General features: G+C 36.8%; 9 protein-coding genes and 1 pseudogene. 8 read left to right on the forward strand and 2 right to left on the reverse strand.

Translation table 11 applies throughout. The features are described 5' to 3' along the window. Window positions 1–19: 19 nt before the first annotated feature. Together FYC62_RS16335 and FYC62_RS16340 are read right to left on the reverse strand one after the other, a co-directional pair. Window positions 20–802: a hypothetical protein gene (locus FYC62_RS16335; RefSeq protein WP_149075706.1), complete on the reverse strand. Its 783-nt coding sequence runs from the start codon at window positions 800–802 to the stop codon at window positions 20–22. Window positions 803–996: 194 nt separating this feature from the next. After that, on the reverse strand, window positions 997–1890 hold the full coding sequence (locus FYC62_RS16340) for an AraC family transcriptional regulator (RefSeq protein WP_149075707.1): 894 nt from the start codon (window positions 1888–1890) through the stop codon (window positions 997–999). Between the two features lie 434 nt (window positions 1891–2324). On the opposite strand from FYC62_RS16340, the gene FYC62_RS16345 reads away from it, so the two are divergent. The 8 genes and pseudogenes from FYC62_RS16345 (at window position 2325) to FYC62_RS16380 (ending at window position 14980) form a co-directional block, all read left to right on the forward strand. Next, window positions 2325–3617 carry a PQQ-dependent sugar dehydrogenase gene (locus FYC62_RS16345; RefSeq protein WP_149075708.1) on the forward strand — a complete coding sequence of 431 codons (1293 nt, stop codon included), beginning with the start codon at window positions 2325–2327 and terminating at the stop codon, window positions 3615–3617. Beyond that, entirely contained in the window at window positions 3607–4074 is a 468-nt protein-coding gene (locus tag FYC62_RS16350) for a c-type cytochrome (RefSeq protein WP_240534765.1), read from the forward strand. The genes FYC62_RS16345 and FYC62_RS16350 overlap by 11 nt, the downstream gene beginning before the upstream one ends. A gap of 11 nt (window positions 4075–4085) precedes the next feature. Then, window positions 4086–5432, forward strand: coding sequence for a hypothetical protein (locus FYC62_RS16355; protein ID WP_149075709.1), 1347 nt, complete (start codon window positions 4086–4088; stop codon window positions 5430–5432). After that, window positions 5429–5767, forward strand: a complete 339-nt coding sequence (locus tag FYC62_RS16360; RefSeq protein WP_149075710.1) for a hypothetical protein — start codon at window positions 5429–5431, stop codon at window positions 5765–5767. The genes FYC62_RS16355 and FYC62_RS16360 overlap by 4 nt, the downstream gene beginning before the upstream one ends. Before the next feature lie 63 nt (window positions 5768–5830). Further along, window positions 5831–8277, forward strand: a pseudogene (locus FYC62_RS16365) (glycoside hydrolase family 2 TIM barrel-domain containing protein). A gap of 1 nt (window position 8278) precedes the next feature. Beyond that, a complete protein-coding gene (locus tag FYC62_RS16370) occupies window positions 8279–10744 on the forward strand; it encodes a glycoside hydrolase family 95 protein (protein ID WP_149075711.1) in 2466 nt (821 codons plus the stop codon). Window positions 10745–10748: 4 nt separating this feature from the next. Beyond that, window positions 10749–13334 carry a glycoside hydrolase family 95 protein gene (locus tag FYC62_RS16375; protein ID WP_149075712.1) on the forward strand — a complete coding sequence of 862 codons (2586 nt, stop codon included), beginning with the start codon at window positions 10749–10751 and terminating at the stop codon, window positions 13332–13334. Window positions 13335–13462: 128 nt separating this feature from the next. Next, the gene (locus tag FYC62_RS16380) at window positions 13463–14980 is read left to right on the forward strand and encodes a hypothetical protein (RefSeq protein WP_149075713.1); all 1518 of its coding nucleotides are present in this window, start codon (window positions 13463–13465) and stop codon (window positions 14978–14980) included. Window positions 14981–14988: the final 8 nt, after the last annotated feature.

A 14988-nucleotide genomic window follows, 5' to 3' on the forward strand; every position in this document is an offset into this window, starting at 1 on the left:
ATATAGTATTAAGAGCGGTTTATGGTTGTCCGCCTTCCCATAATCTTACATTTCTCCATTTGGTTTGCATATTGGTAACGCCATCAAATTCGCCATCCTGCTCTCTACCATACACACCAAATTTCATGTAATTCATAAATTCTTTACCATCTTTTAAGGTTTCTCCATCCTTAAATCTAAATTTTTCTACACCATCCACATAAACAATTACGGCATCGCCAACATCTTCTTGTAAATGGATAACATTTATCCTTACTTCTTTATGATTGATATCCGCTGCAATCACTTTATTTCCTGATGATGGCATTTTAGTGTCAAAAGTAACTTCTAAAGAGCCACCTTTTCGGTTTCCAAAGCCTCTAATTTGCATTTGTGTAGCACCTTCAGAACTTCCAAAAAGCTGGAAAACTGCTTGTTTATCTAGTTTATCATTCATAGTAATATAGCCTTCAAATTGTCTTGAGCCTGTTCTATAATTATCATGAATTCTAATCTCAGATCTATTTCCGGGGAATTTAACCAAAGTGAAGGTATGTGTATTTAAAGCTGGGTTCCAATGATAATGAGTGGTAACATCTGCACTTAATGTAGGCAATTCTTTACCGTCTTTATCTGCAAAAGCAGCAGCTCTAGGCCAGCTAAAAGGGGTATTATCTCCAGATGGTTTTTTGAAATTCTCTAACTGTATTTTAAATCGGCCTTCTTCTCTTTTGGTAACTTCTGCCCAGTTTTTACCTATTTGGGCAAAAGTACTTGAGCAGCATAGAACAAGTAGCGTTAAGGATAATAGTGCTTTTTTCATGTTTTATAATTTATTTGATGAACAAAAAGAGGCTGTCTCAAATTACCATTTTGTGTCAGGCTGAGCGGAGTCGAAGCCTTTTTTAAGCATATCAGAGAATATTTCGACTCCGCTCAATGTGACAGATACTATTTTTGATACAGCCTCTTCTGATTGTTTTACTTAGTTTAAAATTTGATGTAGGGTAATGTTATTTAGTTTTTTTGCAAAGAACTATAACTGGTTTGGTTAAATTCTTTTTTATAGCTTAACGGACTAAGACCTGTTATTTGTTTAAAATATTTATGGAAGCTTGCAAAATTATTAAATCCGCTTTCGTAACATAGCTCTTTAATAGAAAGGTTATTTTCCATTAATAATTTACAAGCTTGGCCTACTTTTACTTCCAGTAAAAATTGCGAGTAAGTTTTTCTTGTTCTTGATTTAAAATATCTGCAAAAAGAATTAGGGCTGATATGTGCTATCTCTGCTATTTCTTCTAGTTGTATTTTTTTACGGTAATTAGCAAGAGTATATTCATAAATTAAAGTCATTCTATCATTTTCATTCTCTTCAAGCTCGTTATTATAGCCTATAGATGATAATGTACAAATTTGTTGAGATTGAGCTATGCTTAGCAAAGTCTCCATCAGAATCATGATTCTTTCTGGGCCTTCTGTGTAAAGGAGCTTCTCTAAACATTCTGCTACTTTATCTCTAGTTTTACCTTTAATTTGTATGCCTCTTTTAGCTTTCTCAAATAAAGTTCTAAAGATTTTATTCTCAGGAAGATTTAAAAAAGCTTCTCCCCAGAAATTTTCATTGAAATGTACAACCCTTGATTCTGCCGTTAATTTTGGGCTTTCATGAGAATATAAGTCATCATACCTCCAATAGTGGGGTAAATTAGAGCCTACTAATACAATATCACCGGGGCCAAATCTTTTGATACTGTCTCCAATAAATTGAGTTCCTTTACCTGCTCTAAAATGAATAAGTTCTAATTCTGGGTGGTAATGCCATCTGTTGTTAATGTTAGGGACTAAATCTTGCCTTACACTAAAAGAATGTACAGGACCAGAGGTCACTTTTAAAAGTTGTGGTTTCATTGGTTTAATTTTTGGTTGATACAATGATAAACCAACAAGACTCTATAATCAATGCTTCTAAGAATAAGCGCCTAACTAATGATTCTTTATAATTAAAAACAGTTTACTTTTTTGTAATAATATTTTAAATATATTATTTAAGTGTATTTTGTATTAAAATTTATGCTATTAATGATATGTTTTTTCATATATATCATCGTAATCGATTTCGTAAAAACTAGGCTGTTTTAAGCACTTTTTGCTGATTTTCTTTTAAAAAAGCAAGAGTATAAAAAGAAAGGTTGCCAATAGTACTGCATAAATTGCTAATTCAGCATAACCATATGTATACTTTAAAAGTTAGTTTTGTTATTCATCCTAAATTATATAATTCTAAATTTTACAATAAGGTCTGTCAGACATTTTTCTGTATGCCTTAATTTGAGAGTTAAATTATGAAGCGCTATATCTTTCTCATCATTCAAATTACAGGTTTTATAATCTTTTCTTCTTTTAAGAGCGATAATCCTAAATCATTAAAACCTAATAAAGTATTGCCCGACCAAGATAATGCAGGCTTAGTATTACCAAAAGGTTTTGGCGCTTTAGTGGTTGCAGAAAATTTAGGTAAAGCCAGACATTTAACCATAACTCCTAAAGGTGATATTTATGTTAAACTAAGTAAGGCTTTAAATGAAAAAACCATTTATCATTTAAAGGATCATAATGGCGATGGCAGAGTTGATGAGCAAATTGGTTTTGGAGATTATATAGGAACTGGGATTTTCCTGAAGGATAATTATTTATATGCCAGTTCAGACGAAGGTGTTTATAGATACAAACTTAACCAAAATGATGAGGTTATTGCGCCAGATAAACCAGAAATGCTAGTAACTGGCTTAATTAATAAAAGACAGCACAATACAAAATCTTTTGTTTTAGATAACGATAACAATATTTATGTAAACATAGGTTCACCATCAAACTCTTGTCAGTACCAGAACAGGGCAAAAGGCTCTATGGGTATTCCTAATTGCCCAACTTTAGATTCGGCTGGTGGTATATGGCAATTTAAGGCTGATAAATTAAATCAATCTTATAAAGAAGGTGTAAGATATGCAACGGGTTTACGTAATGTAATGGGTTTAGATTGGAATCCAGAAAACAATACCTTATTTGTGATGCAGCATGGTAGAGATAACTTAAGTAGCATTTTCCCTGAGTTATATGATGATAAAGCAAATGCAGAGTTGCCCGCAGAATGTATGTTTATGATTAAAAAAGGAGACCATGCAGGTTGGCCTTACAGTTATTATGACCCATTTCAGAAAAAGAAAATATTAGCGCCAGAATACGGTGGTGATGGTAAAAAAGAAGCAGATCCTTCTTACATAGACCCTGTAGTAGCTTTTCCAGCGCACCTTGCTCCAAATGCCTTATTGTTTTATACGGGTAATCAGTTTCCTGAGCGATATAAAAACGGTGCTTTTGTAGCCTTTCATGGTTCATGGAATAGAGCTCCTTTAAAGCAAGAAGGCTTTTTTGTAGCTTTCGTACCCTTTAAAAATGGAAAGCCTGCTGGTGAATGGGAAATTTTCGCCAATGGTTTTGCTGGTTCGCAAGAAGTTATGTCTACCAGCCAAGCAAAATACCGCCCTTGCGGTTTGGCACAAGGGCCCGATGGTTCTCTTTATGTAAGCGAAGATAAAAAAGGAACAATTTTTAGAATAGTATATGATGGTAAATAAGTTAATAACCAGTTTATTACTGGTTTTGGTGATGTCAGTTTCGGCTTTTGCACAAAGTAAATCTAAGGCGCCTGTTAAAAAAGCGGTATCAAAAGCAGCTCCGGTAGCTGCTGGAATGCAAAACGCTATCAATAACGGAAAAGCAGTGTACACGCAATATTGTGCAGTTTGTCATCAAGCCGATGGTTTGGGCGTACCCGGTTTAAACCCACCCTTAAGTAAAACAGTTTATGTTTTAGGAGACCAAACCAGGCTCATAAATATTGTTTTAAAAGGTTTAAGCGAAGGAGTAGAAATTGATGGAGAAACTTATTCTAATGTAATGCCTGCTATGGGTTTTTTAACCGATCAGCAAGTTGCTGATGTGCTTACTTATGTAAGAAATAGCTTCCAAAATAAAGCAAGTGCTATAACTGCTGCTCAGGTCAAAGTAGTTAGAGCAAACAGTAAAAAATAAAACCAATTATGATGAGAAAGATATTCAGTTTTAAAACAATACCTTCTTTTACGATTCTTGCGCTTTTACTTATTTTATCTGTTTTTTCCTGTAAAAAGAAAGAAGTGGCTAAAAAGGAAGAGCCTGCCCCACCTCCAAAGGAAGAGCCTGCCCCACCAACACCTCCTGCAAATACTACTTCTTTAGTTTATGTAGGTACTAATGGTAAATTGGCCTATAATACTTTTGTAAATCAAGGTGAAACTGATAAAATTAATACAGTACCTGATTTTTCAAATGCTGGTTACAAAGGCGGAGGTGTAACTATTCCTACAGCTCCTGTTGTAAGAACCCTGTCTGCACAATCTGGTGATAATAGAGCAAGAATTCAGCAAGTTATACAAGAAGTTGAAGCTTTGCCAATGGATGCAAATGGTTTTAGAGGGGCTATTTTGCTAAATGCTGGCACTTATGATGTAGGAGATTCTTTAGTGATAAGAGCCAGTGGAGTTGTATTGAGAGGCGTTGGCCAAGGCTCATCTGGTACAATTTTAAGAGCAACCAAAAGATTGATAGGTAGTACCCTGATAAGGCTACAGGGAAGTGGCTCTAATTTGGGTGAGGTAACAAGCTCTAGAAGATTAATTTCTGATAGTTATGTCCCTACGGGTACTAAATCATTTAATTTAGAAAATACCAATGGCTTAACCGTTGGTAGTAGAGTTTTGGTTACCAGAACCCCTAACCAAGCATGGATAGATTTGTTAGATATGACACAATATGGATGGACACCAAGTAGATATGTGATGTCTTATGAGCGTGTTATAACCGCTATAAATGGCAATAATATTACTATAAATGCACCTGTTGTAGATCCTATACAAACCCGTTATGGTGGCGGTAGAGTTGGTATACATACCGTTACAGGTAGAATTCAAAATTCTGGTGTAGAAAATATGCGTTTAGCTTCTGTTTTTGAAAACGATAACGACGAGCAACATGCCTGGTACGGAGTAAAGCTTCTTAGAGCAGAAAACTGTTGGGTTAAAGATGTAACGGCACAATATTTTGGCTATGCTTGTGTATCTATAGAAGAGAGCTCTGTATATAACACAGTTCAAGATTGTGCTATGCTTGATCCTAAATCTCAAACAACAGGAGGGAGAAAATACTCTTTTAACATAGCAGGAACCTCACCTTTCAATTTGTTTCAACGTTGTTTTTCAAGAGGTGGAAGACACTGTTATGTTACTGGCTCTACCGTATCTGGGCCTAATGTATTTTTAGATTGTGTTGCAGTAGAAACTACATCAGACATTGGGCCGCACCATAGATGGAGTACAGGATTATTATTTGATAATGTTTTGGTGGGCAAATGAGAGTGCAAAATAGAGGTGCAAGTGGCTCTGGCCATGGATGGGCAGGTGCTCAAACTATGTTTTGGAATTGTAGGTCAACCCGGGTAGATATCATGGTGCAAAGTCCGGCAGCAGCCAGAAATTGGGGTGTTGGTAATATCGCCCTAACTTTTGCAGGCAATGGCTATTTTGAGAGTAACAATAGGCATGTACTGCCAAGAAGTTTATACTTAGCTCAGTTAAAAGATAGGTTGGGCGATGCTGCTGTAAATAACATCACGCTACCGGCACAAAGAATGGGTAGCATATCTACTCAACTTCAAAGTTGGGCTGGCGAAGGCGCATTTAACCCCTAAAATTTTATATTTTCATTAAAAATCATTTATACACTTAAATATTACGTTTTGTTCAAGAAAAATATCATTTGCTTAGTTCTTATTGTTCTAGGTTTACAACATGCAGTATTTGCACAACATACCCAAAGATTAAATGATAATTGGGAGTTCCTAAAACAAGATTTAGGCGGTATTTGGGAAGCTGTTAGACCAGTAGGCGCTGGTAATCCAGAAAGTGTGCCCCTATGGGAAAAAGTAAGTTTACCACATTGTGTAAACGCAGAAGATGCAGTAGACCCTGATATGAATTATTATCAAGGGCCATCTTGGTACAGAACTTTGATAGAGGTAAAAAATCCTTATCAAACAGGAAGAACCCTCTTACATTTTGAAGGCGCTGGACAAAAGACTGATGTTTATATTTATCAAACTAAAGTGGGCTCACATGTTGGTGGATATGATGAATTTACTGTTGATATTACAGATGCTGTAGCTGCTTTCCAAAAAACAGATGTTTATCAAAAACAGTTTAAAGGTAAAATACCTTTGTCTATCCGTACAGATAATTCTCGCGATTTGGAGCTTATTCCATCAGATTTATCTGATTTTAACCTTTATGGAGGTATTTATCGCTACTTAAATCTAGTTTATAAACCAGCCCTTTCGGTTGATAAAGTTTTTGCATTAGCCACGGTAGATAAAGATGGTAAAAATGCATCCTTAAATGTAAAAGCTAGGTTTTATAACCCTAAAGGTGCTAGCAATGCAGAGGTAGAACTTAAGTTGATATCACCCTCAGGTAAAGTTATCAATACACAAAAAAAGCAAATTCAGTTAACAGGTAAAGACTTAGAAATTACCAATATAAAAGTAGCTAAAGCCGAGCTTTGGTCTACCGATAAACCAACGCTTTACACCGTTGAAATAAATGTTAAAACTGCTGATGGTGTAGATCAACATCAAGAAAAAATAGGATTCAGACATTTTGAATTTGTAGAGAAAGGGCCGTTTTTATTAAACGGAAAGCGTTTGCTATTACAAGGTACACACCGTCATGAAGACCATGCCGGAGTTGCTGCCGCTATGACAGATGAAATGATGCGTACCGAGATGAAGATGATGAAAGATATGGGTGTTAATTTCATCCGTTTAGGGCATTATCAGCAATCTAGAACCATCTTAAATTTATGCGATAGCTTAGGAATGGTGGTTTGGGAAGAAATTCCTTGGTGCCGTGGTGGCTTAGGTGGTGATATTTATAAACAACAAGCCCGCAGAATGCTCACCAATATGATAGAGCAACACTACAACCATCCATCGGTAATTATTTGGGGTTTAGGTAATGAAAACGATTGGCCTGGAGATTTTCCTGAGTTTGATAAAGAAAAAATCAGGGTATTTATGAAAGAACTGCATGACCTTTCTCATGCTTTAGACCCAACACGTAAAACAGCTATCAGAAGATGCGATTTTTGTAAAGATATTGTAGATGTTTACTCGCCTTCTATTTGGGCAGGTTGGTATCGTGGTATTTATACCGAGTATAAGCAAGTTTCTGAAGAAGAATTTAAGAAAGTTAAACACTTTTTACATGTAGAGTGGGGTGGTGATGGTCATGCTCGTCGTCATTCCGAAAGTCCGGATAACGCTTTACGTAAAGTTAAAACTGGCGTTGGCGCCGACGAAAGAGCCGGAGACGCTTCTTTAATTGGTGGTGCTAGCAGGGTTTCTAAAGACGGAGATTGGAGTGAATCTTACATTGTAAACTTGGTAGATTGGCATTTAAAAGAGCAAGAAACCATGCCTTGGCTTACGGGCTCGGCACAATGGCCTTTTAAAGATTTCTCTACCCCAGTAAGGCCAGATAATCCTGTACCTTACATGAACCAAAAAGGAGTTGTAGAAAGAGATTTTACTAAAAAGAGGTTTTCTATGTTTACCAGTCTTATTGGACTAAAAAGCCAATGGTACATATTTACGGACATACTTGGCCAGTACGTTGGGGTGCAGCCGGAGAAGAAAAAATGATAAAAGTTTTCTCTAATTGCGATGAAGCAGAACTGTTTGTAAATGGTAAAAGCCAAGGGGTAAAAAAGCGTAACAGTCAGGATTTTCCTGCCGCAGGTTTACGCTGGAATGTTGTCCCTAATGCCGGTAAAAACACAGTTAAAGTAATTGCTAAAAAGGGTAAAACCGTTTTGGAAGACGAACTAAGTTTTGATTACGAAACCAGACCTTGGGGTAAGCCAGCAAAATTAGTGCTTCAGAAAATAGCCGAAGAAAATGGTAAAGCTACTTTTGAAGTAAAGCTTAAAGATGCAAACGGCGTACAATGTTTAGATGCTAGAAACTGGGTGCGTTTTTCTTTAGCCGGAGATGGTGAATTGATAGATAACCAAGGAACTTCTACAGGTTCTAGATATGTACAATTTTATAATGGTAGGGCTTTGATTAGTGTTAAAACTAATGGTGGCAAAAGCACAATTGCAGTTAAATCAGAAGGTGTACCTTCAGAAATGTTGGCTTTTTAAGATGAAGAAATACTTTTTGCTATTAGTGCTTATTGCCTTTGTTAAGGTAGGGTTTGGCCAAAATCAACCAGATAAAACCTTAAAACTTTGGTATGATAAACCAGCCGCCAATTGGAACGAGGCTTTACCTATTGGTAATGGGCGTTTAGGCGCTATGATTTTTGGTGGGCCTGCTAAAGAACAGTTGCAGCTTAATGAAGAAACGCTTTGGTCTGGTGGGCCAAATAATAACGTAACTGCCGAGTCTGGGAAAGCCATTCCTGCTGTAAGAAAACTCTTAGCAGAAGGTAAAATTGTAGAAGCGCAGGCTTTGGCCGATGTTGAACTCATGCCTAAAAAAAATAGTGGCATGATGTATCAACCTGTTGGAGATTTATTTTTAGATTTTCCGGGGCATGAGCAAGTTCAAAACTATTACCGCGATTTGAATATCGAAAAGGCCGTAGCAACTGTTACCTATAAACTAAAGGGAGTGAGCTATAAAAGAGAGATTTTCTCTTCATTTTTAGACCAAGCCATCATTGTTAGGCTAACCGCAAGCGAAGCAGGCAAAATTACTTTCAATGCTTCTTTAACATCACCTTTAGAGGGAGAGCAAAAAGTAGCTAATCAAAAACTTATCCTAAGCGGAACATCATCAGACCATGAAGGTGAAAAAGGTCAAGTAAAATTTGAAGCTCAAGTTAAAGTACTTGCCAATGGTGGTACAACACAACTTTCAGATAAACAATGGAGAGTAAAAAATGCAAACTCAGCTACTATTTATATATCCATAGCAACTAATTTTGTTAATTATAAAGATGTTTCAGGTAATACCTCAGCAAAAGCGAGTGCTTATTTAAGTAAAGCTGTTCAGGTAAACTATCCTCAAGCATTAGCTAAACATATTCAGTTTTATCAGCAATATTTTAACCGTGTAAAATTAGATTTAGGCGTTAATGATGCTGTTAAGAAGCCAACTAACTTAAGAATTTATGAATTTGCTAAAAGTAACGACCCGCATTTAGCAGCGCTTTATTTTCAGTTTGGTAGGTACTTGTTAATATCAAGTTCGCAACCGGGGACACAGCCGGCTAATTTACAGGGTATTTGGAATGCTCAGGTTAATCCATCTTGGGATAGTAAATATACCATCAACATCAACACAGAAATGAATTATTGGCCTGCCGAGCTTACCAATTTAACCGAACTGCATGAGCCATTGTTTAAATTAATTAAGGATATTTCTGTAACAGGAAAAGAAACAGCCCAATTGATGTATGGTGCTAAAGGTTGGGTAGCGCATCATAACACAGATATTTGGAGAATTACAGGTCCTGTTGATAGGCCTTATGCAGGTTTATGGCCTATGGGAGGCACTTGGTTGAGTCAGCATCTTTGGGATAGATATGAGTTTACTGGAGACGTTAATTTTTTAAAAGAGCATTATCCGATATTAAAAAGTGCTTGCGAATTTTACTTAGATGTTTTACAAGAAGAGCCTAAAAATAAATGGCTAGTAGTATCTCCATCAAACTCGCCAGAAAATACACAAGTGGCTAAGCAAAGAGTTTCTATAACAGCAGGCGCAACTATGGATAATCAGCTTTTGTTTGATTTGTTTAGAAAGACCATAAAGGCAGCTGAAATTTTAGGTATTGATGCTGATTTTGCTAAACAACTAGCCGCTACACAAGCCCGATTAGCACCTATGCAAATTGGTAAACATAGCCAATTACAAGAGTGGATGTGGGATTTAGACCGCCCTGATGATAAACATCGTCACGTTTCTCATCTTTACGGCTTGTACCCAAGTAATCAAATATCTCCATACAAAACTCCAGAACTATTTGATGCCGCTAGAACTTCTTTATTGTACCGTGGCGACCCAGCAACAGGCTGGTCTATGGGTTGGAAAGTAAATTTATGGGCTAGGTTTTTAGACGGAAATCATGCTTACAAATTAATTACAGATCAATTACGATTGGTAGATCCAGCTATGCCCATGAGTGTTACCGGAGGAGGGACCTATCCTAATATGTTTGATGCGCATCCGCCATTCCAAATAGATGGAAATTTTGGTTGTACGGCAGGTATTGCAGAAATGCTTTTGCAATCTCATGATGGTGCTTTACATATTTTACCAGCCTTGCCAGATAATTGGCCTAGCGGAAGTATAAAAGGTTTAAAAGCTAGAGGTGGTTTTGAGGTTGATATTGTTTGGAAGGATAAAAAGCTAACATCAGTAACTTTAAAATCTTCTTTAGCGGGTAATTGTAGGTTAAGAATTAATGAAGATTTAATCAGCACAAAACCCATAGGACTAAAAGAAGCTCAAGGCTTAAATGCTAATACTTTTTACGAAGTTCCAGAAGTTAAGAAACCCATTATCGCTGCAGAAGCTAAATTAAATCCGGTGGGTATAAAAGCATCAAAAGAATTTGATGTAGATGCTAAACCGGGTAAAACCTACTCTTTTAAATTTTAAACTGATGATGTTAAAGCGTTTTTTACTGATAGTTGCTACTAGTTTATCTGCTCATTTAGTTGCTGCTCAAGAGAACTCAAATAAATTGTGGTATCAAAGCCCCGCCAGAGTTTGGGAAGAGGCTTTACCCTTGGGCAATGCTAAAACCGGAGCCATGGTTTTTGGGAACATCAGTAAAGAGCGTTTACAACTCAACAATAATACTTTATGGTCTGGTTATCCAAATGCTGGTAATAACCCTAAAGGTGTAGCGGCTTTACCTTTGGTAAGGCAAGCTATCATTACTGAAGATTACGGTAAAGCAACAGATATTTGGAAGAAAAACCTACAAGGGCCTTATTCTGCCCGTTACCTCACCATGGCAGATTTGTATCTGGATTTTAAGTTTAAAGATTCTACAGCTACCACTTACAGAAGAGAGTTAGATATTAGCAAAGCCATCCATCAAGTAACTTATAAAGTAGGAGGAGTTACTTATACCAGAGAAACTTTTATCAGCCATCCCGATAAGGTTCTACTAATACGCATTACTGCCGATAAGCCCAATGCTATAAGTTTTAATACTGAGCTACATAGCAAACTAAAATATACCACAAAGGCAAATGCAGCAAATTACTTGGTTTTAAAAGGTAAAGCGCCTAAGCATGTAGCTCATAGAAGTGCAGAACCAGAACAGATTGTTTATGATGAAAAGGAAGGGATGACTTTTGAAGTTCATCTAAAAATTAAAACAGAAGGTGGTTCGGTTAAATCATTGCAAAATCAATTACAGGTGAGTAAAGCAAATGCAGTAACCATTTACCTTACCGATGCTACCAGTTATAATGGTTTTGATAAATCGCCAGGTTTAGAGGGTAAAAACCCAGCTATACAGGCACAAGCAGACATGAACAAAGCTTTTGTAAAGTCTTATACTGCGATGAAACAGTTGCATGTAGCAGATCATCAAAAACTGTTTAATCGTATAAGTTTTACTTTAAAAAGCAATCCAGATTTAGATAAATTACCTACTAATATCCGTTTGCAAAGACAAGGTATTAGCGGTAACGACCAAGGCTTACAAGCTTTATATTTTCAGTTCGGAAGGTATTTGATGATAGCCGGCTCGAGACCGGGCTCTTTACCTACCAATTTACAAGGGATTTGGAATGATTTAGTACAACCGCCTTGGGGAAGTAATTTTACAGCTAATATTAATACCCAAATGAATTATTGGCCAGCAGAAAACGGAAATCTTTCTGAATTACATGCTCCATTATTTGATTTTATTGGAAGATTAGCCATCAATGGTAAAGAAACTCTAAAGACCAATTACGGGATTAATGAAGGTTGGACAGTACATCACAATACAGATATATGGGCTAAAACATCGCCAACAGGGGGGTACGATTGGGACCCTCGTGGTACACCACGTTGGTCTGCCTGGGCAATGGGAAGTCCTTGGTTTTGTATGCACCTGTACGACCATTATCTATACACTGGCGATATAAATTTTCTAAGAAATAAAGCCTATCCTTTAATGAAAGGTGCAGCCCAGTTTTTACTAAATTGGTTACAAGAAGATGCTAAGGGACACTTGGTTACCAATCCATCAACCTCGCCAGAGAACGTGTTTAAAATTGATGGTAAAGAGTACGAGATGAGCATGGCTACCACCATGGATATGGGTATTACCAAAGAGTTTTTTGCAGCTTATTTAAACACAGCCAAAGTTTTAAATGTTGATGCAGCTTTAAGAACTCGGGTAGAAAATGCTTATCAGAAATTATATCCTTACAAGATTGGTAAACACGGGCAGTTGCAAGAGTGGTTTAAAGATTGGGATGATCCTGAAGATAAACACAGACATATTTCTCATCTTTTTGGTTTGTTTCCGGGTAATCATATTACTCCACAGAATACGCCAGAATTGGCAGCTGCTTCAAAGCAGTCTCTTATTCACCGTGGTGATGTAAGTACAGGCTGGTCTATGGCTTGGAAAATAAATTGGTGGGCAAGGTTACAAAACGGAAACAAAGCTTTAGAGATATTAAAAACCGGTTTAACCGAGATAGACCCTGTACAAAAGAAAGAAAGTGGCGCTGGGGCTAATGCCCAACTGAGCAATTTCCAGATGAGCGGTGGCGGTACTTATCCTAATTTATTTGATGCACATCCGCCTTTTCAAATTGATGGTAATTTTGGTGCCACAGCAGGTGTTATAGAAATGTTAATGCAAAGCCATACCGATGCTATAAGTTTACTACCCGCTCTTCCAGAAGAGTGGCAACAAGGCAGTATGAAAGGTATCAAAGCTAGGGGCAACTTTACCGTAGATATTACTTGGGATAAAGGTCAATTGAAACAAGCAACTTTAATATCTCATTTAGGAGGAAACTGTCGTTTAACTACCAAAATACCTGTTAAAGTTGTTGGGGTAGTTAGTAAAGCAGCATCGGGTAAAAACCCAAATCCTTTGTATTATCATTTTGATGATGTTAAATTCGATAAAGTAGCACAAGCTAAACTGCCAGATTTAAATACCAATAAAGAATTTACCATAGATTTTAATACCCAAAAGGGTATGAAATACATCATCATGCCTTTATAGCAGACTTTTATGTTTGTGTAACAATCTTATAGGATGTTAATTCAGCTTATTTTTAAGGTAATTGATGTGATTTTTATACCATAAAAATGCTGTTTATTTGGTATAACCATAATAACCAATTTTATTACATGAAATTATATCCTGTAAAGGTCTTGTTGCTGGTAGCAATGACCACCACGCTTCTTTTTGCGTTTTCCAGTGCTACATGGCAGTCTAAGTTTTTAAAAGTTAATGCCGATGGCAGTATTACCTATTTTCCTGATGAACAAGGTAATACCATCCCAGATTTTAGCCGAGTAGGCTATCACCACGGAGATAAAGCAATTCCTGATGTTAAAGTTGTAAAAACAATTACAGCACCAACATCTGGCGATAGCGAAAAACTGATACAACAAGCTATTGATGAAGTGGCAAAACTTAAGCCTAATAGTATGGGACATCGTGGTGCAATTTTGCTCAAAAAAAGAACTTATAAAATACCCGGCGTTATTAAAATTAATGCAAGTGGTATAGTGTTAAGAGGCGAAAAGGGAACTGTTTTTGTGGCGTCAGGAAAAGTAAAAAGAAACCTAATTGTGGTTGCTGGTGCTGGCGATGTTAAAGAAGTTAATGGCACAAGGGTAAAAATTGCTGATGATTATGTTCCTGTTGGTGCTAAATCTTTTAAAGTGAAATCTGCTAAAGCCTATCAGGTTGGAGATGATATTATTGTGTACAGACCTGCTACAACAAATTGGATTGCTGATTTGAAAATGGATAAAATAGTTCCCAAATCAGACACCAGACAATGGGATACCCAAACATATAACTTTCCGTTTGAGCGTAAAATCACTAAAATTGAAGGAAACACAATTTTTATTGATAATCCTATTGTAATGGCTATGGAAACGCAATACGGTGGTGGCGAAGTTTATAAATATACTTTTGCAGGAAGAATTAAAGAAGTAGGTATAGAAAATCTAGAGATACAATCAGAGTATGCCAATGATACCGATGAAGAGCATGGCTGGGTAGCCGTTCAATTTAATAAGGTTGAGAATGCCTGGGCTAGAAACATCGTTTCTAAATATTTTGGATACTCTTGTGTAAGTTTAGAAAGAGGAGCTAAAAAAGTTACCGTGATAGATTCTAAATGTTTAGATGGAAAATCGCAAATAACTGGTGGAAGACGTTATTCTTTTAATAACGTTGGGCAACAAAACCTATTCATGAATTTAGAAACTACTGAGGGCAGACATGATTATGTTACAGCAGCTCAAGTTCTAGGGCCAAATGTGTTTTACAATTGCAAAGCATCTAAAACCCATTCAGATATTGGTCCACACCACCGCTGGACCATGGGTACACTTTATGATAATGTGGTAACAGACGGACAAATTAACGTACAAGACAGAGGGAACTCTGGTACTGGGCATGGTTGGGCTGGCGTAAACCAAGTGTTTTGGAATTGCCGAGCTAAAGAAATAACCCTGCAAAACCCTTATGTAAGCGGTAAAAACTATGCTATTGGCGTCATAGCAGATAAAAGAATTAATACAAAACTTGGCGACCGTCCGGATGGTGAATGGGAAGGGCAAAATAAAGAAGGTTTACAGCCAAGTTCTTTGTATTTAGCTCAGTTAAATGCTCGTAAAAAATTAAAGTAATATTTCAT

It is taken from the genome of Pedobacter aquae (genome assembly GCF_008195825.1).
GTDB classification, from domain to species: domain Bacteria; phylum Bacteroidota; class Bacteroidia; order Sphingobacteriales; family Sphingobacteriaceae; genus Pseudopedobacter; species Pseudopedobacter aquae.

Excerpts from the sequence above, each read along its gene's own strand:
- FYC62_RS16335 (WP_149075706.1), bottom strand. The coding sequence starts at position 802 with ATGAAAAAAGCACTATTATCCTTAACGCTACTTGTTCTATGCTGCTCA.
- FYC62_RS16340 (WP_149075707.1), bottom strand. The coding sequence starts at position 1,890 with ATGAAACCACAACTTTTAAAAGTGACCTCTGGTCCTGTACATTCTTTT.
- FYC62_RS16345 (WP_149075708.1), top strand. The coding sequence starts at position 2,325 with ATGAAGCGCTATATCTTTCTCATCATTCAAATTACAGGTTTTATAATC.
- FYC62_RS16350 (WP_240534765.1), top strand. The coding sequence starts at position 3,607 with ATGGTAAATAAGTTAATAACCAGTTTATTACTGGTTTTGGTGATGTCA.
- FYC62_RS16355 (WP_149075709.1), top strand. The coding sequence starts at position 4,086 with ATGAGAAAGATATTCAGTTTTAAAACAATACCTTCTTTTACGATTCTT.
- FYC62_RS16360 (WP_149075710.1), top strand. The coding sequence starts at position 5,429 with ATGAGAGTGCAAAATAGAGGTGCAAGTGGCTCTGGCCATGGATGGGCA.
- FYC62_RS16370 (WP_149075711.1), top strand. The coding sequence starts at position 8,279 with ATGAAGAAATACTTTTTGCTATTAGTGCTTATTGCCTTTGTTAAGGTA.
- FYC62_RS16375 (WP_149075712.1), top strand. The coding sequence starts at position 10,749 with ATGATGTTAAAGCGTTTTTTACTGATAGTTGCTACTAGTTTATCTGCT.
- FYC62_RS16380 (WP_149075713.1), top strand. The coding sequence starts at position 13,463 with ATGAAATTATATCCTGTAAAGGTCTTGTTGCTGGTAGCAATGACCACC.